Source organism: Paraburkholderia strydomiana (genome assembly GCF_031456815.1).
In the GTDB taxonomy this organism is placed as follows: domain Bacteria; phylum Pseudomonadota; class Gammaproteobacteria; order Burkholderiales; family Burkholderiaceae; genus Paraburkholderia; species Paraburkholderia caledonica.
In genome coordinates this window covers 303,500-327,371 of the sequence record NZ_JAVDVL010000004.1, presented here as the reverse complement: position 1 = coordinate 327,371, position 23,872 = coordinate 303,500, and the positions used below count along the sequence as shown (strand labels likewise).

The window sequence follows — 23,872 nt, the reverse complement described above, 5'->3', positions numbered from 1 at the left end:
CTAGTTTGTATCGATAAGGCGCGGCTTGCGCCGTCTGCATTGGACGGCTGCGCATGCAATGCGTTCGCCGCAGTCACGTTAATTACGGTACGCGGGCAGCTTGCCCATCGGCACTCGCCGCATGCGCCCGCACGATTTCGATGAAGCCCGCCAGCACCGGGCTCACTTTCGCGGTTCGCCACACGAGCCCGGTTTCGATAGCGGGCACCGACTCGGACAACGGCCGGTACACGACGCCGGTCCGGCGCAGGTTACGCAACGATTGCGGCACGAGTGCGACACCCATGCCGGCCGACACGAGGCTCACGATGGTCTGCATCTGGATCGCCTCCTGCCCGACCCGCGGCTGAAGCCCCGCCACGCCGTAGCAATCCATAATGATGTCATAAAAGCCTGGCGCCAAACGTCTTGGGAAGATGACGAGCGGTGCATCGGCGAGCTCACGCAGGCTGACCGGCGTGTCGAGCCATTCCGCATGCGGGTCTCCGCCACCTCCGCCACCTCCGCCACCACTGGCCGCCACGCGCGCCGCCGTGTCGGTCGACATGGCGATCACGAGCGGCTCGCGCGCGATCGGCAGCCACGATAGCTGCGCGGCATGACGCGACGGCACGGGGGCAATCACGAGCCCCGCGTCGATGCGTCCGGCGACGAGTTCGTCCACCTGCACGTCGCTCGTTGCTTCGGTGAGTTCAAGCCGCACGCGCGGATAGCGCGCGCCAAAGTCGCGCAGCAAAAGCGGCAACAAGCCATAGTCCGCCGTCGAAACGAATGCGAGCGACAGCGCGCCCGCCTCGCCGCGCGCGAGGCTCTGTGCAAGCGGCCGCAAGCCCTCCGCACCCGCCAGCAGACGCTGCACCTCTGGCAGCAGATCCGCGCCCACAGGCGTCAATTCAACGGACCGCTTGGTGCGCGCGAACAGTTGCACCCCAAGCGTTTCCTCCAGCGCACGGATTGCCTGCGACAGAGGCGGCTGGGTCATTGAAAGGCGCGCGGCCGCGCGGCCGAAGTGCTTTTCTTCGGCGACGGTCACGAAATAGCGCAATTGACGCAGGTCAGGAACGGCAGGCAGCATGATTAATACATTTTACGACCTATTCGGCAGCCAATAATATATTGGACACGCACATCGCAAAATTGCATTCTTGCCTGACGGGTCCGAACTACACTGGACCGACCAGCAAAACAAACAGACCGGAGATCCTCATGCCCTACAACCGTCGTTCGAAGAACATCACGCAAGGCGTGGCCCGTTCGCCGAACCGCTCGATGTACTACGCACTCGGCTATCAGAAAGAAGATTTCGACAAGCCGATGATCGGCATCGCCAACGGCCATTCGACGATCACGCCGTGCAACGCCGGTCTTCAGCGACTTGCCGACGCTGCCGTGGCCGCCGTCAAGGGCGCGGACGCGAATCCGCAGATCTTCGGCACGCCGACTATTTCCGACGGCATGTCCATGGGCACCGAGGGCATGAAGTACTCGCTCGTGTCGCGGGAAGTCATCGCGGACTGTATCGAGACGTGCGTGCAGGGCCAATGGATGGACGGCGTGGTCGTGATCGGCGGCTGCGACAAGAACATGCCGGGCGGCATGATCGGCCTCGCGCGCATGAACGTGCCGGGCATTTACGTGTATGGCGGCACGATCCGTCCGGGCAACTGGAAGGGCACGGATCTGACGATCGTGTCGTCGTTCGAGGCCGTCGGCGAATTCACGGCGGGAAGGATGTCGCAGGAAGATTTCGAGGGCGTCGAACGCAATGCGTGCCCGTCGACGGGATCATGCGGCGGCATGTACACCGCCAACACGATGAGCTCGTCGTTCGAGGCGCTCGGCATGTCTCTGCTCTATTCGTCGACAATGGCCAATCCGGATCAGGAAAAGGTCGACTCGGCGGCTGAATCGGCGCGCGTACTCGTTGAAGCCGTCAAGAAAGATCTGAAGCCGCGCGACATCATCACGAAGAAGTCGATTGAAAACGCCGTGGCCGTGATCATGGCGACCGGCGGCTCGACCAATGCCGTGCTGCACTTTCTGGCAATCGCGCACGCGGCGGAAGTCGAGTGGACCATCGAGGACTTCGAGCGCATGCGCAAAAAGGTGCCGGTGATCTGCAACCTGAAGCCCTCGGGCCAGTACGTCGCCACCGACCTGCACAAAGCCGGCGGCATTCCGCAAGTCATGAAGATCCTGCTCGACGCGGGTCTGCTGCATGGCGACTGCATCACCATCACCGGCAAGACGCTCGCTGAAGAACTGAAGGACGTGCCGTCCAAACCGCGCGCGGATCAGAAGGTGATCTTTCCGATCGATCAGGCGTTGTACAAGGAAGGCCACCTCGCAATCCTGAAGGGCAACCTCGCCGAAGACGGCGCGGTCGCGAAGATCACGGGCCTGAAGAACCCGGTGATTACGGGTCCGGCCCGCGTATTCGACGACGAGCAAAGCGCGCTTGAAGCGATCCTCGCCGACAAGATCGTTGCCGGCGACGTCGTCGTGTTGCGCTACCTCGGCCCCAAGGGCGGCCCGGGCATGCCGGAAATGCTGGCGCCGACTTCGGCGATCATCGGCAAGGGTCTCGGCGAAAGCGTCGGCCTCATCACCGACGGACGCTTTTCAGGCGGCACATGGGGCATGGTGGTTGGTCACGTCGCACCCGAAGCATTCGTGGGCGGCACGATCGGCCTCGTGCAGGAAGGCGACTCGATCACGATCGACGCGCACAAGCTGCTCCTGCAACTGAATGTCGACGACGCCGAACTTCAGCGCCGCCGCGCCGCATGGCAGCAACCGCAACCGCGTTATACGCGTGGCGTGCTGGCGAAGTACTCGGCCCTCGCACTGCCGGCCAACAAGGGCGCCATAACCGGCTGACGCAACGAGCCAGGACCGCACTTGCGGTGACCCGAGAGCCTGAAGACCGGTCAAGCCCTACGTAAAAGCGAAAGGGGCGCACGAAAAACCGTGCGCCCCTTTCCTTTTATAATGTTCTGACCACAAGCCGGGCAACCGCACCGGCGGAGACCAGAATGAAATCAATGTCGTGTACGGTGCTTGCAACGGCTGTTGCATTCGTGACCATGTCGATCGGCATCATCCCGGCCGCGCATGCCGAGGCGCCCATGGGACTCGCGCTTGCCCAACAGCAGAACTGCATGAGCTGCCACTCGGTCTCGCGTCCGTTCATGGGGCCGGCGCTGCACGATGTCGCCGCGAAATATGCCGGCCGCGAAGACGCCGCTATCTACCTGAAGCACAAGATTCTGGACGGCAGCACGGGCGTATGGGGCCCGGTGCCCATGCCCGCGAATACGCAACTTACGCCCGATCAAGCGGCTGCGCTGGCGGGCTGGGTGCTCACGCTTAAATGATCCTGGCTGATTGATTAGCCTGGGCGTGAGCGGAACTCCACCGGTCGCGCCTCGCTCGGGGCACCGCTGCATCGACTGTCACGCGCCGCCCGATCGACGGGCAATCTCCGCTTCAACCGCTTCGCGTACCCAACCGGTCATCTGGTTCTCAAGAGTCGATACGACTTCGCGCGTGACCTGATCGACGAGCCGCGTTGCGTGCTCTTCGACAGCGCTGCGACAGCGTGCTTCGATGACACCGCGCCCTTCGCCCGCGAGGAATCCCGCGACCCGCTCACGCAGCCGTTCGGCGATGCGTTCGGCATCGACAGCGGATTGGCCGTTCGTATCAAGTTCCTGAGCGATATCCGGCGGCACCGTCGCGGCGGCTTCAAACGGCGGAGGCGGTTCCGTCCGACCAAACGTGGCTGCGGACGCTGCCAGCGCGTCGTCATGCGTGTGGTCGGCTTCGGCCGAAACATGCGGCCGCGGTTTGTTCTTGACATGAGCGTGATCGGCCGTCGAACGCGCCTTATCGGTTACGGCAGCGTTAGCCGCAGTCCCCAAAGGCTGCGGCGCAAGCACCGGCTCCGGCGCACGCGTTTCTTCCGGTGTGAGGACCGGCTGCGGCGCGAGTTCGGGCTCCGCGGTGACGTCCGGCTGACGAAGCGTTTCCGCTTCACGCAGCGGCGTTTCCGCTGGCGCAGCAGCCGGAGCAGCGGCGCCAGCCTGCGGCTCGCGACGTTGGGCCACATGGCCCGGCACCAGCACTTCGCTCAGAACCGGGATGGAGTTATCGTTGGGATCGGACACCTGCGCCCTCCGTATTTGAGTCGTAGCGAAAGCAGGCCGCGTATGCGCCGAATCGCCTCGACAGGGCACAACGCGACGCGGAACGGAAACCTAACCGCCCTGCTTGTAGTTGTTCAAAGCATAGCCGCGATCGCGATAGAAGCGGTAGCGTTCGCGGCCCGCAGCGAGCTCGTCGTGTGCGTTACCGACCACTTCCAGCAATCTTTCGAAGCGCGCGAATTGCGCGGGCACGCTCGCGCCCAGATTGAGCAGCACCTGATGATGAGGGACGTCGTCGAGATTCGTGGCCAGCACGATCGGCGTTTGCGCGGCGAGCGGCGTGCCGGCCATGCAGTGCGGCACGAAGTCGAGCGCGGAAAAGGTCCACAACTGTTCGTCGAAAGCGCGCAGGCGCTCAGGCTCGGCCACGACGATGGTGGGCTGTCCCGCCTGATACGCCTTGCGCACCAGGCGGCATGCATACAGCAGCGAGTCGCCGACGTTCGAGTGAAAATCGATTCTCGTCATGGGCGACTCCCGCTGACGCCGGGTGCGATCGCTCGGACACATGCCAAGCGTGCCACGTTACTGCGATGCGTCATTGCGCGGCGCGGTCGATCAGGAACTGCGCGAGGAGCGGCACCGGACGACCTGTCGCGCCCTTCGCCGCCCCGCTCTTCCATGCGGTGCCGGCGATGTCGAGGTGCGCCCACGGATACGCGTCGGTGAAGCGCGACAGAAAGCACGCCGCCGTGACGCTGCCCGCCGGACGCCCGCCGATGTTGGCCAGATCGGCGAAATTCGACTTCAGCTGTTCCTGATACTCGTCGTCGAGCGGCAGGCGCCAGGCCGGGTCGGATGCCTCACGCGATGCGTCGAGCAACTCGCCCGCGAGCGCGTCGTCTTTGGAGAAGAGGCCGCTGTTGTGATGGCCGAGCGCGATGATGCAAGCGCCCGTCAACGTGGCGATGTCGATCACCGCAGCGGGCTTGAAGCGCTCCGCATAAGTGAGCGCGTCGCACAAAATCAGGCGCCCTTCTGCGTCGGTGTTCAGCACTTCGATCGTCAAACCCTTCATGCTGGTGACGATGTCGCCCGGCTTGGTGGCCGTGGCCGAGGGCATGTTCTCGACCGCCGGAATGATGCCGACCACGTTGATGTTCAGGCCCATTTCGGCGACCGCGCGCAATGTGCCCAGCACCGAACCGGCGCCGCACATGTCGTACTTCATCTCGTCCATGCCTTCGCCTGGCTTGAGCGAAATGCCGCCCGTGTCGAACGTCACGCCCTTGCCGACCAGCACCACCGGCGCGGCCTTCGCGGCGCCGCCTTGGTACTGCAGCACGATGAACTGCGCGGGTTCGACCGAGCCGGCCGTGACCGACAGGAACGAGCCCATCTTCAGCGCTTCGCACTGTTTTTCGCCGAGCACTTCGACCTTCAGCTTCCAGTCTTTGGCAAGCTTCTTCGCCGTGTTCGCGAGATAGGTCGGCGTGCAGACGTTGCTCGGCAGATTGCCGAGGTCGCGCGTGAGATCCATGCCGTTGGCAAGCGCCGCGCCCTGCTTTGCCGCGAGCTTGGCGGCTTTCTCGTCGCCCGCATTCACGCTGAAGACAATGCGCTTCAGTGCGCGAGCAGAGTTGTCCGGCTTGCTCTTCATTTGCGTGAACTTATAGGTCAGTTCGCGCAGCGCGAGGATCGCGGCGCGCACGCCCCAGTCGGCCGTACGCTCGAGGATAGGCAGTTGGGCCAGCGTGAAGGTGACCTGCACGACCTTCGTGGCGAGCAGCGCGCGCCACGCCGCGCGCACGGCTTCGCCATAGGCTTTCTGACTGAAAGCGTCCTGTTTGCCGAGGCCTACGAGCAGCACACGCGACGCGCCGATACCCGAGACTTCGTGCAGGAACAGCGTGGTGCCCGCTTTGCCGTCCATGTCGCCCGCCTTGATGATGCGGGTCAGGAGGCCCTTGGTGGCCGCGTCGATCTCAAGTGCCGCGCCCGAGAGCGTTTGCGACTCGAACACGCCGATTACGATGCAATCGGATTTCCCGGTGAGGAAACCGTTTGACGAGCCTTTGGTCCAATCACAGGCTTTTATGCTAAAGTCCATCGCGCTTGTCCTCGGATAAAATCTGGGCTTAGGATGAAAGCCGCAATTATCCGCTATTTTTCCCGCGGCGGCTGCACCGGAGGCGTGACGGGAAGCAACCCGCGCGTCGCTGAGAGCGCCCCCTCTCGTCATCAATAATGATCTTCGAACGCTCCCTCCAGCGCGAACTCGCGTATACGGCTGGTGCCGTGTTCATGGTTCTCCTCACGCTCGTGCTGACCACGATGATGATCCGCATCGTCGGCTTCGCGGCGCAGGGCGAAATCGACCCGCGCGACGTGCTGGTCCTGATCGGGCTGACCGTGATCGGCTATCTGGCCATCATGCTCGTCGCCACACTGTTCGTGTCGATCCTGTTCGTGCTGACACGCTGGTACAAAGACTCCGAGATGGTCGTGTGGCTGTCTTCGGGCGTGAGTCTCACGCAATTCATCAAGCCGATTGGCATCTTCGCCACGCCGATCATCATTCTCATCATGTTCTTCGTGTTCGTCGGCTGGCCGTGGTCCAACCAGCAGAGCAAGCTGATCCGCGCGCGTTTTCAACAGCGAGACGAAGTTTCGCTACTCGCGCCCGGCCAGTTCCGCGAATCGGCGAGCACTCACCGCGTGTTCTTCATCGAGAAGATGTCGCCCGACCAGGGCCATGTGGAGAACGTGTTCGTGACGAGCACGGAGAACGGCAAGGTCAACGTGGTCGTGTCCAAGAACGGCCACACGGAAACGCATAAGAACGGCGACCGCTTTGTGGTTCTGGAAAACGGCCGCCGCTATGAGGGCGAACCGGGACACCCGGATTTCCGCATCATGGAGTTCGAGCGTTACGGCGTCAAAATCGAGAGCCAGCCGGTCGTCAATACGACGAGCACCACCGGCACGCCCACGCTCACGCTGCTGCGCAATCCGACCAGAGACAATCTCGCGGAGTTCGCATGGCGCGCCGGTCTGCCGCTCATCGCGATCAACCTGATGCTGCTCGCCATTCCGCTTGCGCATCAGAACCCGCGGCGCAGCCGCACGATCAATCTTGTCATGGCCGTGCTGATCTATCTGACCTATTCGAATCTGTTGAACGTCGTCCAGTCGTGGATCGAGCAAGGCAAGATGTCGTTCGGGGTTGGACTCGTGAGTCTGCATGTGATCGTGGCTGCGGTTGTCGCGTTCATCTTCTGGCTGCGCGTGCGCAACCGGCCGCTGTTCACGCGGGCCATGTTCACCCGTTCGCAGGGAGCGTGACCGATGCGCATCTATGAAAGGTACTTCGCGCGTCAGATCTATCTCACGTTCATCTTCATTCTGTTCGCGTTTTCGGGCCTGTTCTTTTTCTTCGACCTGATTAACGAACTCAATTCGGTTGGCCACGGCAACTATAAATTCCAGTACGCGGTACTTCGCGTCGCGCTGCAAACGCCGTCGCGTTTCTACGAAATTATTCCGGTTGCCGCGTTGATCAGCGCGATCTACGTGTTCGCGCAAATGGCGGCGAACTCCGAGTACACGATTTTCCGCGTATCCGGGCTTGCCACCAATCAGGCATTGCGCTCTCTGCTGAAGATCGGCATTCCGCTCGTGTTTCTCACGTATCTGATCGGCGAAGTGGTCGGTCCGTACACGGATCAGTTGTCGGAACGTGTGCGGCTGGAAGCGCTGGGGTCGTCGGTATCGAGCAACTTCCAGTCGGGCGTGTGGGTGAAAGACACGCTCACGGCGCGCGCGGACGGCGAGCAGGTTACGCGCTTCGTGAACGTCGGCGAACTGAAGCCGGACGCGACAATCAGTAACGTACGGATTTACGAGTTCGATTCGAAGTTCCGGCTCTCGAATGTGCGCATTGCGAAGTCCGGCGTATATCAGCCGCCGGGGCATTGGCAATTGACCGGCGTGACCGATACGCAATTAATCGACGTGCCGCCGCCTCCGGGCACGCCGGCCGACGCGCTCAATCCTGTGTATCGTGCAAAGCAGGTTGCGCTGCCTGAATATTCGTTGCGCTCAGAGCTTACGCCGCAGATTCTCTCGGTGCTGCTCGTGTCGCCGGATCGCATGTCGATGTTCAATCTGTTCCGCTACATCCAGCATCTGACCGAGAATCATCAGGACACGCAGCGTTACGAGATCGCGCTGTGGCGCAAGGTGCTGTATCCGTTTGCCGTGTTCGTCATGCTGGTGCTGTCGCTGCCCTTCGCGTATCTGCATACGCGGGCCGGCGTGGTCGGCATGAAGGTGTTCGGCGGGATCATGCTCGGCATGAGCTTCCAGTTGTTCAACACGCTGTTCTCGCATATCGGCACGCTCAACACCTGGCCTGCGCCGCTAACGGCGGCAACCCCAGGGCTGGTGTATCTGGTCCTGGGTCTCGTCGGGTTGAAATGGGTTGACCGGCACTAGGAGCCTTTGTCATGGCTACGCATGGATTGGTGTTGTTCGGGCATGGCGCGAGAGATGCGCGCTGGCGCGAGCCGTTTGAGAGGCTGGCGCAGAAGTTAATAGCCGCACGAGCGCACGATGAAGACGCGCAGGCAGTGAGCCTCGCGTTTCTCGAATTGATGGAACCGGATTTGCCCACGGCTATCGGACAGCTTGCTACGCAAGGTTGCACGCTCGTCACCGTGGTGCCCGTGTTCTTCGGGCAAGGCGGACATATCAGGAAGGATTTGCCCGAGTTAATCGAGCGGTGCCGGGGGCTCTACCCGGCTGTCGAAATTCGCTGTGCGGTGGCGGTCGGCGAGGACGAAGCGGTTCTGGACGCAGTTGCAGCGTATTGTTTGCGACAGGTTTAAGAAGGCTGTTCGCGCCGCCGATTGGCGCCTTGAATCGGAAACGCAGTCGAAAACTTAAGCCGCCACCAACATCCCACTCGCAGACTGAAGCGCGCTGATCTGCCGCTCAGCAAACGCCTCCCCAATCATCACCAGACTCGGCTGCGAAGCATCCACCCACCGTTGCGCTTCGCCAGCAGCAAGCTTTTCGAGCGTCAGCGTCAACATCCGCTCACGCTCGGTACTGCAAGCCTCGACAATCGCGACAGGCGTGGAAACGGGCTTGCCTGCATCGATCAATTGCTGCGCAATCTCAACGCCGCTATCGCGGCCCATGTAAAACACAAGCGAATCGGCGTTCACCTGCTCGCGGATTTCGTCGGAGCCCGGCGCGCGGCTGAACGTCGCCAGCGCGACACTGCGCGATACGCCGCGCAACGTCAGCGAGCGCTTCAGCGAGGCCGCGCTAGCCAGCGCCGCCGTAATGCCGGGCACCACCTCATACTCGATGCCGGCCGCCTCGAGAGCGCGCATCTCCTCATCGGCGCGACCGAACAGCATCGGATCGCCGCCCTTCAGGCGGACCACCACCTCGTGCTCCAACGCGGCATCCACGATCTGCTTGTTGATGAACTGCTGCGCCGTCGATAGTTGTCCGCAGCGCTTGCCCACCGCAATCCGGCGCGCGCTGGACGGCGCGTAATCGAGCATCGCGGGCTCCACCAGCGCGTCGTGCAGGACCACATCGGCGGTCGCGAGCAGCCGCGCGCCGCGCACCGTAATCAGGTCCGCAGCACCCGGTCCAGCACCGATCAGATAAACCTTACCCATTTGCCTCAGCCTGTTCGTCAGGGGCGTTCGCGGTGCGCGGCTGCGCCAATCATTGACGCGGAAAACGCCCGGATCATCCCGGCCGCGACCGTGTGATGAGTCGCTTCGTCGATCAGCACGAACGCGCCCGTGCCCTGATGCGAGTCATACACGTCGCACACCAACGGCTTTTGCAATGTCAACGCTACGCGGCCGATATCGTTCATCGCCAGTTCGCGGCGATCGGTCGACTGCGACAGCGTATGCACGTCGAGCACTTCCTTGATCGCGCCGATGCGCGCGAACACCGTATTGGTGGTCTGCTTCAGCAGATACTTGCGCTGCGTGGAAAGCGGCGTGTCGTCGAACCAGCACAGGTCGGCTTCGAGTTTCTTCGCCGGTTCCGGAGCCGCTTCGCGCAAGACGAACGTATCGCCGCGCGACACGTCCACGTCTTCCGCGAGACGGATCGTCACCGTTTGACCGGCGAACGCGCGATCCACTTGCGCCGTGCCGCCGACCACCGGCGCGATGATCTCCGCAACCGTCGCTTCGCGGTTGGCCGGCAACACGACGATCGTGTCGCCCACCTTGACCTCGCCCGCTTCCACACGGCCCATGTAGCCGCGGAAATCGTCGGCCTGGCTGCCGTCCTGACGCGCCACCCATTGCACCGGGAAACGCAGCGCCTGGCCCGTCGGCACTTCGACCGGCAACGCTTCGAGCAGATCGAGCAGCGGCTCGCCCGCATACCACGGCATGCTTTCGCTCGCCGTCACGATGTTGTCGCCCTTCAGCGCCGACACCGGCACGAAGCGCACGTTGCTCAAGCCGAGTTGGCGCGCGAGATCCACATACGCGTCGCGGATCTCGTTGAACCGCGCTTCGCTGTATTCGACCAGATCCATCTTGTTGATGGCAACGATCACGTGCTGCAGGCCGAGCAGCTTGACGATCGCGCTATGCCGCTTGGTTTGCGGCAGCAATTGGGCGACGCCGTCCACGAACGTCACCCGCGTTGCGTCGACCAGAATGATCGCCGCGTGCGCGGTCGACGCGCCCGTCACCATGTTGCGCGTGTACTGCTCGTGGCCCGGCGTATCGGCGATGATGAACTTGCGCTTCGCGGTCGCGAAGTAACGATAGGCGACGTCGATCGTAATGCCCTGCTCGCGCTCGGCTTCGAGGCCGTCGGTCAGCAGCGACAGATCGATTTCGTCGCCCACGGTGCGCTTGTTCTTCGCACGCGACAGTGCGGAAAGCTGATCGCTCAAAACGGCTTTGCTGTCGTACAGCAGGCGGCCGATCAACGTGCTCTTGCCGTCGTCCACGCTGCCAGCGGTAATGAAGCGAAGCACGCCGAGGTCTTCCGGTTGATGAATATTCATGATTGCATTGCCTCGTGTGCTTAGAAATAACCCTGCTTCTTACGCTGTTCCATCGCGGCTTCGGAGACCTGATCGTCCATCCGTGTCGCGCCGCGTTCCGTGATTTCCGTCACGGCCGTTTCGGCGATGATCTTCTCCAGATCGTCCGCGTCGCTCTCGACCGGGCACGTGCAGCTAATGTCGCCCACGGTGCGGAAGCGCACTTGTGCCGTTTCGCTGACTTCGCCTTCGCGCATCGGCGTGAGCGGCGTGACCGGCACGAGCAGGCCATTGCGTCGCACGATCTCGCGTTGGTGGGCGTAGTAGATCGACGGCAGTTCGAGCTTTTCGCGAGCGATGTATTGCCACACGTCGAGTTCGGTCCAGTTCGAGATCGGGAACACGCGCAGATGCTCGCCGTTGTGCAGACGGGCGTTGTACAGACTCCACAGTTCCGGGCGCTGCGCTTTCGGATCCCACTGGCCGAACTCATCGCGGAACGAGAAAATGCGCTCTTTCGCACGGGCTTTCTCTTCGTCACGGCGCGCGCCGCCGATCAGCGCGGTATAGCCGTGCTGTTCGATGGTTTCGAGCAGCGTGACGGCTTGCGCCGCGTTGCGCGAATCCGTTTCTCGGCGCAAACGCACCGTGCCGCGCTTGATCGAATCTTCAACGTGGCCGACCACCAGTTCCGCGCCGATCTCTTTCGCGCGACGGTCGCGGAAGTCGATCACTTCGTCGTAGTTATGACCGGTGTCGATATGCACGAGCGGGAACGGCAACACGGTCTTGCGATTTGCGCCGATGCCGAAGGCCTTCAGCGCGAGCGCCAGCACGACGACCGAGTCCTTGCCGCCCGAAAACAGCAGCGCGGGCTTGCTGCATTCGGCAACCAGTTCGCGCAGGATATGAATCGACTCGGCTTCGAGCCAATCGAGGTGATCCATCCGGTTCGCCGTGTTGGCAAGCGGAGCGTTGACAGTGGAATCGAGCGTGGTGCTCATGTTTGGGTCCTTCGTTGATTCGCTTGTCGAGCGGTTGCCCGTGAAAGCGCTGATATTCAATTCGGTATGTGCGGCGTGAAATGGCAAAGCCAAGTCCTCGACGCAACACAATTCAGGCAATGCATCAGGCCGGAGCGTTCTCGCCGCGGTCGACTGCAATCGGCATAATCGTCGTGATATGAAGTCCGCATTCCTTCGTATCGCGCGATTCCCACCACCAGCGTCCGGCCCGGCTATCTTCGCCCGGACGCACCGCACGCGTGCAAGGCTCGCAACCAATGCTCGGATAACCGCGCGCATGCAGCGGATTCACCGGCACGTCGAAGGCTTTCAGATAGTCCCAAACCTCAGCCTCGGTCCAGTCGGTCAGCGGATTGAACTTCGCGATGTTGCGCGCGGCGTCGTGTTCTTCCTCGTGCAATTCGGCACGCGTCACCGACTGCTCCCGACGCTGGCCCGTCACCCACGCGCTCACGTCCGACAGCGCACGGTTCAACGGCTCGACCTTGCGGATTTCGCAGCAGCGCTTGCGCAGATCGACGCTCTCATAGAAAGCATTTAGCCCATGCGACGCGACGTATTCGTCAATCGCGGCAGCCTGCGGATGAAACTGCTCGATGTCGTAGCCATAGCGCTCTTTCACACGATCGATCATGCCTAGCGTCTCGGCATGCAAGCGGCCCGTATTCAGCGAGAAGATGCCGATCTTCACGCCGCGCGACAAAATCGCATGCGTGAGCAACATGTCTTCGGCGGCGAGACTGCTTGCGAGCTTCACGTTCGAGTGACGAGCAGCGATCGAATCGAGCAGCGCGTCAAGGCGCTCGACCTTCGCGGCGAGTTCCGGTGTGAGCGATTGCAACGAGGCGGCGCTCATGCCGAAGCCTTCTGCGAAGCAGAGGACGAAGCTGCGCGGCGGCGGAACAGCGGCGCCGGCTCGTCGAACGCGCCCTGGTATTGCACGGTAAAGTCGTCGAATGCTTTCAGCGCGTCGCTGATGTCCTTGTCCGCGCGCACCGCAAAAGCGTCGAAGCCGCAACGGAACATCAAACGCACCTGGTCGCGCAGCACGTCGCCGATCGCGCGCAGTTCGCCCTTGTAGCCATAACGCTCACGCAGCAGGCGGCCGATGCTATAACCTCGGCCGTCACGGAACACCGGGAAGTCCACGGCGATCACTGCAAGCTTGTCGAAGTCGCCGGCAATGTCCGCCGGTTCGCTGTCCGGCGCGAGCCACACGCCGAGCTCAGCGGCGCTGCGCGAAGCGCTCAACGCATCGCGCTCTGCCTTCCACAACGCGAGCGGCACCAGCACGCGGCCAGCCGGCAGTTCGGTCACCGCGGGCAGCGAGCCGTCTTCCGCCGGGCGCACGAGCGCCCAGTCATCGTTGACGATCGCGCGGTTCTTGATGATAGAAGCCATCTGTTCTTTATCCTTTGCGCGGTTACGCGTGAGCCGGTTGACGCGACGCGTACACGCGTTCCTTGAACGGAGCCATGCCGATGCGGGTGTACGTGTCGATGAAACGCTCGCCTTCGTGGCGGTTTTCAACGAACGTGTCGATCACCTTCGTCATCACGTCCGGCATTTCTTCCGCCGAGAACGACGGGCCGATCACGCGGCCCAGCTGAGCGCCGCTTGCGCCTGTACCCTGCTCGCCGCCGAGCGTCACCTGATACCACTCCGAGCCGTCCTTATCGACGCCCAGAATGCCGATATTGCCGACGTGGTGATGACCGCAAGCGTTGATGCAACCCGAGATGTTCAGCGATACGTCGCCCAGGTCGTACACGTAATCGAGATCGTTGAAACGTTCCTGGATGGCGAGCGCAATCGGAATCGACTTCGCGTTCGCGAGCGAGCAGAAATCGCCGCCCGGGCACGCGATGATATCGGTCAGCAAGCCGATGTTCGGCGTTGCGAAACCTTGTGCCTTGGCCTTTTCCCACAACGCGAACAGGTCGCGCTTTTTGACGTTCGCGAGAATCAGGTTCTGTTCGTGCGACACGCGGATCTCGCCCAGCGAGTACTCGTCGGCCCAATCGGCGACCGCTTCCATTTGCGCGTCGGTGGCGTCGCCCGGCGCGACTACGCCGTTCTTCAGCGACAGCGTGACCGCTGCATAGCCCGAGACCTTATGCGGACGCACATTGCGCTCGACCCAGCGGGCGAACGCGCGGTTTTCCAGCAGATGCTTTTCGAACGAAGCGTCCGTGTCGGCCAGCTTCTCGTACACCGGCGGCTGGAAATATTGCGACACACGATCCAACTCGGCCTGCGTGAGCGTCGAAGGGCCGTCCTTCAGGTGCTGCCATTCTTCCTCGACCTGCGCGGCGAACTTCTCCGGGGAGAGCGCCTTCACCAGAATCTTGATGCGCGCCTTGTACATGTTGTCGCGGCGGCCGTAGCGGTTGTACACACGCAGCACGGCTTCGCTGTACGTCAGCAGGTGTTGCCATGGCAGGTCTCTGCGGATCACCGCGCCGACGATCGGCGTGCGGCCCAGACCGCCGCCCGCCAGAATGTCGACCACGAGTTCGCCCTGAGCATTGCGCTTCACATACACGCCCATGTCATGAATCTGCACGGCGGCACGGTCTTCGTGCGAACCGGACACGGCGATCTTGAACTTGCGCGGCAGCCACGCGAATTCGGGGTGGAACGTCGACCATTGACGCAGAATTTCCGCCCAGGGACGCGGATCGACGAATTCGTCCGGCGCCACGCCCGCGAACTGATCGGCGGTGATGTTGCGGATGCAATTGCCCGAGGTCTGAATGCCGTGCATCTGCACCGACGCGAGCTTGCGCAAAATCTCCGGCGTTTCCTCGAGCTTGATCCAGTTGTACTGGATGTTCGAACGCGTGGAGAAGTGGCCGTAGCCCCGGTCATGCTCGCGCGCGATCTGCGCGAGCATGCGAAGCTGGTCGCTGCGCAGATTGCCGTACGGAATCGCGATGCGGTGCATGTACGCGTGGCGCTGGTAGTACAGGCCATTCTGCAGGCGCAGCGGACGGAACTCCTCTTCGCTCAATTCGCCCGACAGACGGCGGCGAACCTGATCGGCGTACTGCGCGACCCGTTCATCGACGATGGTCTGGTCGTACTGATCGTATTGGTACATTCGGGGACCCCAATTTTTTTGCGTTACCGCGTGACACGAGGCGATCCGGTTTCGCCGCGCTCTGAACATCTGTGTTTGTCAGCTGGATCGAGTCAGGGTTTAGACCTATCTCTCATTTGCTTATAACAAATACAGATATCCATATTGAAAAAGATGGACAGATCGTAATAAACTCGCCTTATATTTCAAACGACTAAAAAATTCTTTTGATATGCGGAGAGGTTATATATGAACCTGCATCAGTTCCGCTTCGTCCGCGAGGCTGTGCGGCAGAACTTCAACCTGACCGAAGCAGCCAAGGCGCTGTATACAAGCCAGCCAGGCGTTTCGAAGGCGATCATCGAGCTCGAGGACGAACTGGGCGTCGAAATCTTCACGCGCCACGGCAAGCGCGTTCGCTCGCTCACCGAGCCGGGCCGGATCATTCTTCAGTCGGTTGAGCGGATCTTGCAGGAAGTAGAGAGCCTGAAGCGTGTCGGCAAGGACTACGCGGCGCAGGATCAGGGCAACCTCGTGATCGCCGCCACGCATACCCAGGCGCGCTACTCGCTGCCGGCCGCCATCGCCGAATTCAAGAAACGCTTTCCCAAGGTCCACCTTTCGATACTGCAAGGAAGCCCGACGCAGGTCGCCGAGATGGTGCTGCACGACCAGGCGGACCTCGCCATTGCGACGGAAGCGATCGCTAACTATAAGGAACTGGTCTCGCTGCCGTGCTTCCAGTGGCACCACGTGGCGGTGATGCAGCCGGACCATCCTCTGCTCGACCGCAAACTTTTGTCGCTGGACGATCTGACCCAGTATCCGCTGATTACCTACGACAACGCGTTCGCCGGCCGCACCAAGATCAACGAGGCGTTCCGGCTGCGCGGGCTGCATCCGGACATCGTGCTGGAGGCCATCGACGCCGACGTGATCAAAACCTACGTGGAACTGGGTCTCGGCGTCGGCATCATGGCGGACATTGCATTCAACGCCGAGCGCGACCGCCATTTGCGGGCAATGCCGGTCGGCCACCTGTTCGGCAGCAATGTGACGCGAGTCGCGCTCAAACAGGGCGCGTATCTGCGCAGCTATGTGTACACGCTCGTCGAATTGCTGTCGCCGAGCATGAACCGCAAGCTGATCGAACAGGCGCTCAAGGGCGAACACGAAACCTACGAACTTTGAACTCACCACCGCTTCCTGCTATCCCGCTACGGAGACCCATCGATGACGTCGCATAACAACAAACTTCGCGGCCTCGCCGCTCTCGGCGCTCTTTTGTTCGCCACCGCCGCGCACGCCGACATCAAGGTCGGCATCGATCTGTCGAGCACCGGCCCCGCCGCGGTGATCGGCATTACGAGCAAGAACGCCATGCTGATGTGGCCGGCCACCATCGCCGGCCAGAAAGCCGACTACATTTTTCTCGACGACGCCTCCGACCCCGGCGCCGCCGTGCGCAACATCCGTAAGCTGATCAACGAAGATCACGTCGACGTGATCGTCGGCCCGAACATCACGCCCGCGGCGATGGCCGCGCTCGATCCGGTCGCCGAAAGCCAGACGCCGATGATCACGCTGATCGGCTCGGCGAGCGTCGTGGAGCCGCAGGAAGGCAAGAAGGTGTGGGCGTACAAGATGGCGCAGACCGACAGCGCGATGGCCGACGTGATGACGCGCTACATGTCGAACCACAACGTCAAGACAGTCGGTTTCATTGGTTTCGCGGACGGCTACGGCGAGAGCTGGCTCAACGAGTTCAGCAAATTCGCGGCGCTGCGCCACATTCAACTGGTCGCGACCGAGCGCTATAACCGCACCGACGCGAGCGTGACCGGCCAGGGTCTCAAGCTGATGGCCGCGAAACCCGACGCGATCCTGATCGCAGGCGCGGGCACGCCGACCGTGTTGCCGCAGCGCACGCTGATCGAGCGCGGTTTCAAAGGGCCGATCTATCAGACGCATGGCATCGCAACGCCGGAATTCATCAAGCTCGGCGGCAAGGACGTGGAAGGCACCCTGTTTCCGACGCAGCCGGTCGTCGTCGCGCGCACGTTGCCGGCCGATCATCCGGCGAAAAAGGCGGCGCTCGCGTTCGCGAACGAGTACGAGGCGAAGTACGGACCGGGCAGCGTCACGCAATTCGCGGGCGATGCAGCGGGCGTCTATCCGCGTTTGCAGGACGCGGTGACGCGCGCGCTCAAGACCGCGCAGCCTGGCACGGAGGCCTTCCGCGTGGCGTTGCGCAACGAACTGGAACACGCGCATGAACTGGTGGTGCCGAACGGCGTCGTCAATACGAGCGCGAAGGACCACGTGGGACTGGATCAGCGCGCGAGCGTGATGGGCATCATCAGGAACGGCAAGTTCGTTTATCTGAGTCAGTAAGCCTTGTTCTGCGTGCGCACGCTCGAGCGGCGCCGCGGGCTCGGTCTCGCGCGCCGCAACCTCCGTGTACCATGCTGACGGCCAGCTTGCGGTGAGCGCGGGCTCAGGCTAACTTGCCGATTGCGCGACGAGCGCGCGGCGCGCCTGTGCCTCAGGCCACCGGCTCTCGGGCCACCGCCGAATCCGCGTGTATCGCCAATCCGTGAAGTCCGTCAGATCGCGCATGCTAAAGACCAGAAAACGCATCATCATCGCCGCCGTGGTTGCCGTCGTGATTCTCGCCATCGCGATAGCCCAGGCGATCAGAAAGCGCGAGACGCCCGCCACCACGGCGGACACGGCACCTTCCGTGATCGAATTCTCTGCCGACGATCTCACCACGGTCAGCCGCCGCTCGCTCGTCCAGACGCTGCCTCTTACCGGCTCGCTGCGCGCCGTCACGCAAGCCGCCGTCAAATCGAAGGTCGCCGGTTCGGTACTGGAAGTCGCCGTGCGCGAAGGCGACGCCGTGCAGAGCGGCCAGATTCTCGCGAAGATCGATGCCCGCGACTACGTGGCGCGCGCCGAGCAAAGCCGCGGTCAGATGGCCGCGATGGTGGGGCAACTGGACATCGCAAGGCAAACGCTCGAAAACAATCGCGTACTGGTGGAGAAAGGCTTCATTTCGAAGAACGCGTTCGACACTGCGCAAAGCCAGTACGAGATAGCGCGTGCGAATCTCGATGCGGCGCGCGCGGCGCTCGCGTCGTCGAATCTGTCGCTCGCCGACACCGTGGTGCGCTCGCCGCTCAACGGGCAGATTGCGTCGCGTTCGGTCGAGCCAGGCGAAAAGGTCGCCGTGGATACCAAGCTCTTCGACGTGGTCGATCTGCGCACTCTCGAACTCGAAGCGCCGGTGCCGGTCGGCGAGATCGGCCGCGTACGGATCGGCCAGCCGGTGCAGATCATGTTCGACGGCATCGACGGGCCGGTACAAGGCGCAATCACTCGCATCAATCCCGCCGCGCAGCCCGGTTCGCGCTCGATCATGGTGTATGTCAGGGTGGCGAATCCTTCGGGCACATTGCGTGTGGGCATGTTCGGCACCGGCACGATCTCGGTCGGCAGCAGGGAAAACGTGCTGGCGGTGCCCGCCACTGCCGTGCGTACCGATGCCGCGCGCCATAGCGTCTATGCGCTCGTCGGCGGCAAGCTCGTGGAACAGCCGGTGCAGACCGGAATCACCGGCGACGCCGACGGCGGCACGTGGACCGAGATCGTCGGCGGCCCACTGACACCCGGCCAGCAGATCGTGAAGAACAATCTCGGCTCGTTGCGCATCGGCAGCACCGTGCATATGGTGCCCGCGGCGGGAGCTACGGCGCCTGCGTCCAGGCCAGCTCCAATTCCAGTTCCAAGCCCAGCGCCAGCGCCGGTGACCGGCGCGCCCGGCTCCGGCCAGCGCTGAGCGGAGCCCTCGCCCATGTGGTTCACCCGCATCAGCATCGGCAACCCGGTGCTCGCCACGATGATGATGATGGCCTTCCTCGTGATAGGCCTCTTCTCGTATCAGCGGCTCAAGGTCGATCAGTTCCCCGACATCACGTTCCCGATCGTCGTCGTGCAGACGGCGTATCCGGGCGCATCGCCCGAATCGGTCGAGTCGGACGTCACGCGCAAGATCGAGGAAGCCGTCAACACGATCAGCGGCATCGATCAGATCACGTCGCGTTCGTACGACGCGCAATCGGTCGTGATCGTGCAGTTCGATCTCGCGGTGGATGCGGTGCAGGCCGCGCAGGACGTGCGCGACAAGATTGCACTGATCCGCCCCGACCTGCGCGACGGCGTCAAGGAGCCGCGCGTATCGCGCTACGACCCGGCTGATATGCCGATCGTGACGGTTGCGGTCTCGAATGCGCCGGGCGCGTCGCTGTCCACGCGCGATCTCACCACCGTCGCCGATCAGATCGTGCGCAAGCGGCTGGAGACCGTGCGCGGTGTCGGCTCGGTGTCGCTTGTCGGCGGCGTGAAGCGGCAAGTGCAAATCGACGTGAACCCGCAGAAACTGCAGGCGCTTTCGGTCGGCGTGGATCAGGTGATCCGCGCGGTGCAAAACGAGAATCAGGAGATTCCAGCCGGGCCGCTCACGTCGAACAGCGTCGAGCAGACGGTGCAGGTAAAGGGCCGCTTCGAGACGCCGGCCGACTTCAAGCGGATCATCGTCGCCCGGCGCGGCGCGCAGTCGGCGATCCCTACGGCTTCGTCCACCTCCCAGCCGGTGACGCTCGATCAGGTCGCCGACGTGATCGACGGTCAGCAGGAAGCGGACAGCATGGCGCTGCTCAACGGCCGGCGCGCGTTGTTTCTGTCGATCATCAAGGCGCAAGGCGAGAACACGGTCGACGTCGCACATGGCGTGCGCGCGGAAGTCGCGCGCTTGCAGCCGCAGTTGCCGCCAGGCGTAAAGCTCGACATCACCGACGACTCGTCGATCAACATCGAAGAGAGCGTCAATGAAGTGAAGCGCACGTTGTTCGAAGGCGCTTTGCTGACGGTGTTCATCGTGTTCCTGTTTCTGGGCTCGTGGCGCAGCACGGTTATCACAGGTCTTACGCTGCCGATCGCGCTCATCGGCACGTTCGCGGTGATGTACGCGTGCGGCTTCACGATCAATGTCATCACGCTGATGGCGCTGTCGCTATGCGTGGGCCTTCTGATCGACGACGCAATCGTGGTGCGCGAAAACATCGTGCGGCACGTTCAACTCGGCGCCGACCATCGCACGGCGGCGCTCGACGGCACGAAAGAAATCGCACTGGCGGTGCTTGCAACGACCTTCTCGATTGTCGCCGTGTTTTTGCCGGTAGGCTTCATGGGCGGCATCATCGGCCGCTTCTTCCATCAGTTCGGCATCACGGTTGCCGCCGCCGTGCTGATTTCGATGTTCGTCTCGTTCACGCTCGATCCGATGCTCTCGTCGATCTGGCCGGACCCCGATCTCCACGACGCGGATACAGGCCGCAAAGGCTATCGTTACGGCCGTTTCGTCGAACGCTCGCTACACCTGTTCGACAAGCAGATAGCGCAGCTGAGCGCGCTCTATCAACGCCTGCTCGGCTGGTCGCTCGAACATCGGGCGATCACGCTCGTAGTGGCCGCGGCGACTTTTTTCGGCAGCCTGTTTCTCGTGCCTTTTGTCGGCACCGAGTTCGTGCCGAACGCGGATTTCTCGATCACGAAGATCGGCTTGAACACGCCGGTGGGCACGTCGCTCGAAGCCACGTCGAAGAAAGTCCAGCAGGTCGAGGCGATTCTCGCGACTTATCCCGAAGTGCGCTACACCTATGCAACGGTCAACTCGGGCAACACGCAAGGCAAGAACAACGCGCTCATTACCGTGCGGCTGAAAGACCGGCGCGACCGCACACGCGGCGTGGCCGAACTGAATCAGATGTTCCGCGCTCGGCTCGCATCGGTGGCGGGCGTGACCGTGACCGAAATCGGCATGCCGGACGGCGCAGGAAGTACGAAGGCGATCCAGCTCAGCTTGCAGGGCGACAACATGGACGAATTGCGCCGGCTCTCCGAGGCGGCGCAGGCTAGCATGCGCAAGATCCACGGCCTCGTGGATCTCGATTCAAGCCTGAAGGCCGACAAGCCGATCGTCGCGATCAATGTGAAGCGCGAACTCGCATCCGACCTGGGGGTGGGCGTGGCGGATATCGGCACTGCATTGCGGCCACTGCTTTCGGGCGACGCGATCAGCACATGGCGGGCGCCCGACGATCAGGACTACGACGTCAGCGTGCGCTTGCCGCGAGAGCAACGCGAAAGCATCGACGATCTCTCACGGTTGATGATCGCCACCAACCGCACCGACTCGAACGGTGCACCGGTGCTCGTGCCGCTGCGGCAGATCGCGGACATCGTCAAGACGACCGGCCCCGACGTGCTGAATCGCCGCGACCTGCAGCGCGAGGTCATGCTGACCACGAACGTGAACGGCCGCTCATCCGGCGAAGTCGCGTCGGACATTGCGAAGACGCTCGACGCGATGCATCTGCCCGCCGGTTACCGCTACCGCTTCGAGGGTTCGACCAAGAACATGAACGAGTCGCTGGTGTTTGCAGTCGAGGCGCTCGCACTCGCGGTTATTTTTATCTACATGATTCTCGCCTCGCAGTTCGCGAGCTTCGCGCAGCCACTCGCGATCATGGCGTCGCTACCGCTTACGCTGATCGGCGTGCTGGTCGCACTGCTGCTGTTCGGCAGCACGCTCAACATGTTTTCGATCATCGGCTTCGTGATGCTGATGGGGCTCGTCACCAAGAACGCGATCCTGCTCGTCGACTTCGCGAACCAGGCGCGGCGCGGCACGCTGCTCGACGCCTCGGGCAAAGGCCGCGTGATGGAGCGGCGCGAGGCGTTGCTCGAAGCGGCACGCGTGCGCTTGCGACCTATTCTGATGACCACGCTCGCGATGATCTTCGGCATGCTGCCGCTCGCCGCCGCGCTCGGCGAAGGCGGCGAGCAACGCGGGCCGCTGGGGCAGACAGTGATTGGCGGGGTAATTACGTCGTCGATATTGACGCTCGTCGTCGTGCCTGTCGTGTACACCGTACTGGAAGATTGGGCGGGCTGGTTGCGCCGGAAGTTGCGGCGCCGCGCGGGCTGAGCCGCAGGGCGTCGGCGAAATTGTTAAAGTAATAGTCTTTCCCTGATCAGCGGTCCCACACCATGCGCACTACGCGAGCCATCCACGCTGTCGAGCGCTTGAAAACGCGCAGCGGCAATCCGCAGTTCGCCGCGATCAGCCTTTCCGGCGGCCTCTTTTATCTCGTCGACAAATCGGGCGGCACCGACAAGAAAGTCTCCGATCCGCTCGGGCTCGACGACTTCGTCAAGTTTGTCGATGCATACGGTCCGCAGAAACCGCGCAAGGCGAGCAAGCTCGACATTGCGTTCGAAGCCCAGATCAAGAAGAGCAAAGGCGGATGAAGCGTAAAGCCATGCAGCGACCGCGTGGCTCTACGACTTCTCGATCTCGCGCCATTGCCCATCTGCAGCACTGCTCGCGAGCACCGCATCGATAAAGCGCAGACCGGCCACGCCGTCCTCCACCGTGGTGAGCAGCAGGCTTTCCGCCGGCAACGCGCGGCCCTCATCCAACGCTTCGATCTGCAACGCGGCGTCTTTATACAACTGCGCGAATGCTTCGAGATAACCTTCAGGATGACCCGGCGGCACGCGCGTCGCATGAATCGCGCTCGCGCCGCTTACGCGTCCACGCGTCAGGCGTTCGGCTGCCCCGCCGAGCGGTGTGAACCACAGTTCGTTGGGCTGCTCCTGGTCGAACGATATGCCCGCTTTGGTCCCATAAACGCGCAGACGTAAAGCGTTTTCCGCGCCGCTCGCGACCTGGCTCGCCCATAGCATGCCGCGCGCGCCGTTCTCATAACGCAGCATCGCCTGCACATGATCGTCGATGCGGCGCCCCGGCACGAACGTGTGCAACTCGGCAGAAAGCGCGGCAGGCGTCATACCCGTGACGAAAGCGGCAAGGTGATACGCATGCGTGCCGATATCGCCGAGACAGCCCGCCGGGCCCGCTAAAGCCGGGTCTGTGCGCCAGCCGGCCTGCTTGTTCAAGCCGCCCGTTTCGATCGGCTCGGCCAGCCAGTCTTGCGCGTATTCGACCTGTACGACGCGTATCTGCCCAAGCTCGCCCGCTTCGACCAACTCGCGCGCGTGACGCACCAGCGGATAGCCGGAGTACGTATGCGTCAGCGCGAAAAGCTTGTTCTTCTGATGCGCGAGTTTGGCGAGCGCTTCGCCTTCGGCAAGCGAAATTGCAAGCGGCTTATCGCACACCACATGAATGCCCGCTTCGAGAAACGCGGTGGCAACCGGCGCATGCAGATGGTTCGGCGTCACTATCGCGACGGCGTCGATACCGTCGTCGCGCGCTGCTTCCGCTCGCGCCATTTCCTGCCAGTCAGCGTAGCTTCGCGCAATGCCCGCCTCAGCGGCGCTCGCGCGCGCGCGTTCGGGATCGGACGACAACGCGCCGGCGACGAGTTCGAAACGATCGTCGAGGCGCGCCGCGATCCGATGCACCGCGCCAATGAACGCGCCCTGTCCGCCGCCGACCATGCCCAATCTGAGTCTTCTGGATGGCATCTTGTCCGCTCCTTTG

At 62.6% G+C, this 23,872-nt stretch carries 21 protein-coding genes; 10 read left to right on the top strand and 11 right to left on the bottom strand.

Features of this window, described 5'->3' with window-relative positions; translation table 11 throughout:
• Window positions 1-82 precede the first annotated feature (82 nt).
• Complete coding sequence (locus J2W46_RS13890) at window positions 83-1,075, bottom strand: LysR family transcriptional regulator (RefSeq protein WP_087751373.1); 993 nt, start codon at window positions 1,073-1,075, stop codon at window positions 83-85.
• A 131-nt stretch (window positions 1,076-1,206) separates the two neighbouring features.
• Here J2W46_RS13890 and ilvD point away from each other — a divergent pair, with 131 nt between their 5' ends.
• Together ilvD and J2W46_RS13880 are read left to right on the top strand one after the other, a co-directional pair.
• Window positions 1,207-2,880: a dihydroxy-acid dehydratase gene (gene ilvD / locus J2W46_RS13885; protein WP_310354434.1), complete on the top strand. Its 1,674-nt coding sequence runs from the start codon at window positions 1,207-1,209 to the stop codon at window positions 2,878-2,880.
• A 155-nt stretch (window positions 2,881-3,035) separates the two neighbouring features.
• Window positions 3,036-3,377, top strand: coding sequence for a c-type cytochrome (locus tag J2W46_RS13880; protein ID WP_088172965.1), 342 nt, complete (start codon window positions 3,036-3,038; stop codon window positions 3,375-3,377).
• A gap of 78 nt (window positions 3,378-3,455) precedes the next feature.
• On the opposite strand, the gene J2W46_RS13875 is transcribed toward J2W46_RS13880, so the two are convergent.
• From J2W46_RS13875 to J2W46_RS13865, 3 genes are all read right to left on the bottom strand, one after another.
• Complete coding sequence (locus J2W46_RS13875) at window positions 3,456-4,169, bottom strand: DUF2486 family protein (protein WP_310354432.1); 714 nt, start codon at window positions 4,167-4,169, stop codon at window positions 3,456-3,458.
• Window positions 4,170-4,259: 90 nt separating this feature from the next.
• Window positions 4,260-4,676 (bottom strand): DNA polymerase III subunit chi, encoded by a 417-nt coding sequence (locus tag J2W46_RS13870; RefSeq protein WP_020065155.1) that lies wholly within the window; start codon window positions 4,674-4,676, stop codon window positions 4,260-4,262.
• A gap of 70 nt (window positions 4,677-4,746) precedes the next feature.
• Window positions 4,747-6,258, bottom strand: a complete 1,512-nt coding sequence (locus tag J2W46_RS13865) for a leucyl aminopeptidase (RefSeq protein ID WP_310354430.1) — start codon at window positions 6,256-6,258, stop codon at window positions 4,747-4,749.
• Window positions 6,259-6,395: 137 nt separating this feature from the next.
• Here J2W46_RS13865 and lptF point away from each other — a divergent pair, with 137 nt between their 5' ends.
• Genes lptF through J2W46_RS13850 form a run of 3 tightly spaced genes read left to right on the top strand, consistent with a single transcriptional unit; the run spans window position 6,396 to window position 9,037 of the window.
• Complete coding sequence (gene lptF, locus J2W46_RS13860; protein ID WP_020065153.1) at window positions 6,396-7,493, top strand: LPS export ABC transporter permease LptF; 1,098 nt, start codon at window positions 6,396-6,398, stop codon at window positions 7,491-7,493.
• Window positions 7,494-7,496: 3 nt separating this feature from the next.
• Window positions 7,497-8,645 carry an LPS export ABC transporter permease LptG gene (gene lptG, locus J2W46_RS13855; RefSeq protein WP_020065152.1) on the top strand — a complete coding sequence of 383 codons (1,149 nt, stop codon included), beginning with the start codon at window positions 7,497-7,499 and terminating at the stop codon, window positions 8,643-8,645.
• Window positions 8,646-8,656: 11 nt separating this feature from the next.
• Complete coding sequence (locus tag J2W46_RS13850) at window positions 8,657-9,037, top strand: sirohydrochlorin chelatase (protein WP_310354427.1); 381 nt, start codon at window positions 8,657-8,659, stop codon at window positions 9,035-9,037.
• Window positions 9,038-9,091: 54 nt separating this feature from the next.
• Here J2W46_RS13850 and cobA read toward each other — a convergent pair whose 3' ends face one another.
• The 6 genes from cobA to J2W46_RS13820 form a co-directional block, all read right to left on the bottom strand.
• Window positions 9,092-9,847 carry a uroporphyrinogen-III C-methyltransferase gene (gene cobA / locus J2W46_RS13845; protein WP_204520378.1) on the bottom strand — a complete coding sequence of 252 codons (756 nt, stop codon included), beginning with the start codon at window positions 9,845-9,847 and terminating at the stop codon, window positions 9,092-9,094.
• A 17-nt stretch (window positions 9,848-9,864) separates the two neighbouring features.
• Window positions 9,865-11,217: a sulfate adenylyltransferase subunit 1 gene (locus tag J2W46_RS13840; protein ID WP_310354700.1), complete on the bottom strand. Its 1,353-nt coding sequence runs from the start codon at window positions 11,215-11,217 to the stop codon at window positions 9,865-9,867.
• Between the two features lie 17 nt (window positions 11,218-11,234).
• Window positions 11,235-12,197 (bottom strand): sulfate adenylyltransferase subunit CysD, encoded by a 963-nt coding sequence (gene cysD, locus J2W46_RS13835; protein WP_027775707.1) that lies wholly within the window; start codon window positions 12,195-12,197, stop codon window positions 11,235-11,237.
• 124 nt (window positions 12,198-12,321) lie between these two features.
• Window positions 12,322-13,074 carry a phosphoadenylyl-sulfate reductase gene (locus J2W46_RS13830; protein ID WP_310354426.1) on the bottom strand — a complete coding sequence of 251 codons (753 nt, stop codon included), beginning with the start codon at window positions 13,072-13,074 and terminating at the stop codon, window positions 12,322-12,324.
• Complete coding sequence (locus J2W46_RS13825; RefSeq protein WP_310354425.1) at window positions 13,071-13,619, bottom strand: DUF934 domain-containing protein; 549 nt, start codon at window positions 13,617-13,619, stop codon at window positions 13,071-13,073. The genes J2W46_RS13830 and J2W46_RS13825 overlap by 4 nt, the downstream gene beginning before the upstream one ends.
• Before the next feature lie 22 nt (window positions 13,620-13,641).
• Window positions 13,642-15,321, bottom strand: a complete 1,680-nt coding sequence (locus tag J2W46_RS13820; protein ID WP_310354423.1) for a nitrite/sulfite reductase — start codon at window positions 15,319-15,321, stop codon at window positions 13,642-13,644.
• 228 nt (window positions 15,322-15,549) lie between these two features.
• On the opposite strand from J2W46_RS13820, the gene J2W46_RS13815 reads away from it, so the two are divergent.
• The 5 genes from J2W46_RS13815 (at window position 15,550) to J2W46_RS13795 (ending at window position 22,674) form a co-directional block, all read left to right on the top strand.
• The gene (locus J2W46_RS13815; RefSeq protein ID WP_020065144.1) at window positions 15,550-16,491 is read left to right on the top strand and encodes a CysB family HTH-type transcriptional regulator; all 942 of its coding nucleotides are present in this window, start codon (window positions 15,550-15,552) and stop codon (window positions 16,489-16,491) included.
• 42 nt (window positions 16,492-16,533) lie between these two features.
• Window positions 16,534-17,694 carry an ABC transporter substrate-binding protein gene (locus J2W46_RS13810; RefSeq protein WP_310354421.1) on the top strand — a complete coding sequence of 387 codons (1,161 nt, stop codon included), beginning with the start codon at window positions 16,534-16,536 and terminating at the stop codon, window positions 17,692-17,694.
• Window positions 17,695-17,917: 223 nt separating this feature from the next.
• The gene (locus J2W46_RS13805; protein WP_310354420.1) at window positions 17,918-19,141 is read left to right on the top strand and encodes an efflux RND transporter periplasmic adaptor subunit; all 1,224 of its coding nucleotides are present in this window, start codon (window positions 17,918-17,920) and stop codon (window positions 19,139-19,141) included.
• Window positions 19,142-19,156: 15 nt separating this feature from the next.
• Window positions 19,157-22,351, top strand: a complete 3,195-nt coding sequence (locus J2W46_RS13800; RefSeq protein WP_310354419.1) for an efflux RND transporter permease subunit — start codon at window positions 19,157-19,159, stop codon at window positions 22,349-22,351.
• A 62-nt stretch (window positions 22,352-22,413) separates the two neighbouring features.
• Complete coding sequence (locus J2W46_RS13795; protein ID WP_020065140.1) at window positions 22,414-22,674, top strand: hypothetical protein; 261 nt, start codon at window positions 22,414-22,416, stop codon at window positions 22,672-22,674.
• A 30-nt stretch (window positions 22,675-22,704) separates the two neighbouring features.
• Here J2W46_RS13795 and J2W46_RS13790 read toward each other — a convergent pair whose 3' ends face one another.
• Complete coding sequence (locus tag J2W46_RS13790; protein ID WP_027804173.1) at window positions 22,705-23,856, bottom strand: Gfo/Idh/MocA family protein; 1,152 nt, start codon at window positions 23,854-23,856, stop codon at window positions 22,705-22,707.
• Window positions 23,857-23,872: the final 16 nt, after the last annotated feature.

Excerpts from the sequence above, each read along its gene's own strand:
- J2W46_RS13890 (WP_087751373.1), bottom strand. The coding sequence starts at position 1,075 with ATGCTGCCTGCCGTTCCTGACCTGCGTCAATTGCGCTATTTCGTGACC.
- ilvD (WP_310354434.1), top strand. The coding sequence starts at position 1,207 with ATGCCCTACAACCGTCGTTCGAAGAACATCACGCAAGGCGTGGCCCGT.
- J2W46_RS13880 (WP_088172965.1), top strand. The coding sequence starts at position 3,036 with ATGAAATCAATGTCGTGTACGGTGCTTGCAACGGCTGTTGCATTCGTG.
- J2W46_RS13870 (WP_020065155.1), bottom strand. The coding sequence starts at position 4,676 with ATGACGAGAATCGATTTTCACTCGAACGTCGGCGACTCGCTGCTGTAT.
- J2W46_RS13865 (WP_310354430.1), bottom strand. The coding sequence starts at position 6,258 with ATGGACTTTAGCATAAAAGCCTGTGATTGGACCAAAGGCTCGTCAAAC.
- lptF (WP_020065153.1), top strand. The coding sequence starts at position 6,396 with ATGATCTTCGAACGCTCCCTCCAGCGCGAACTCGCGTATACGGCTGGT.
- lptG (WP_020065152.1), top strand. The coding sequence starts at position 7,497 with ATGCGCATCTATGAAAGGTACTTCGCGCGTCAGATCTATCTCACGTTC.
- J2W46_RS13850 (WP_310354427.1), top strand. The coding sequence starts at position 8,657 with ATGGCTACGCATGGATTGGTGTTGTTCGGGCATGGCGCGAGAGATGCG.
- cobA (WP_204520378.1), bottom strand. The coding sequence starts at position 9,847 with ATGGGTAAGGTTTATCTGATCGGTGCTGGACCGGGTGCTGCGGACCTG.
- cysD (WP_027775707.1), bottom strand. The coding sequence starts at position 12,197 with ATGAGCACCACGCTCGATTCCACTGTCAACGCTCCGCTTGCCAACACG.
- J2W46_RS13830 (WP_310354426.1), bottom strand. The coding sequence starts at position 13,074 with ATGAGCGCCGCCTCGTTGCAATCGCTCACACCGGAACTCGCCGCGAAG.
- J2W46_RS13825 (WP_310354425.1), bottom strand. The coding sequence starts at position 13,619 with ATGGCTTCTATCATCAAGAACCGCGCGATCGTCAACGATGACTGGGCG.
- J2W46_RS13820 (WP_310354423.1), bottom strand. The coding sequence starts at position 15,321 with ATGTACCAATACGATCAGTACGACCAGACCATCGTCGATGAACGGGTC.
- J2W46_RS13815 (WP_020065144.1), top strand. The coding sequence starts at position 15,550 with ATGAACCTGCATCAGTTCCGCTTCGTCCGCGAGGCTGTGCGGCAGAAC.
- J2W46_RS13810 (WP_310354421.1), top strand. The coding sequence starts at position 16,534 with ATGACGTCGCATAACAACAAACTTCGCGGCCTCGCCGCTCTCGGCGCT.
- J2W46_RS13805 (WP_310354420.1), top strand. The coding sequence starts at position 17,918 with ATGCTAAAGACCAGAAAACGCATCATCATCGCCGCCGTGGTTGCCGTC.
- J2W46_RS13800 (WP_310354419.1), top strand. The coding sequence starts at position 19,157 with ATGTGGTTCACCCGCATCAGCATCGGCAACCCGGTGCTCGCCACGATG.
- J2W46_RS13795 (WP_020065140.1), top strand. The coding sequence starts at position 22,414 with ATGCGCACTACGCGAGCCATCCACGCTGTCGAGCGCTTGAAAACGCGC.
- J2W46_RS13790 (WP_027804173.1), bottom strand. The coding sequence starts at position 23,856 with ATGCCATCCAGAAGACTCAGATTGGGCATGGTCGGCGGCGGACAGGGC.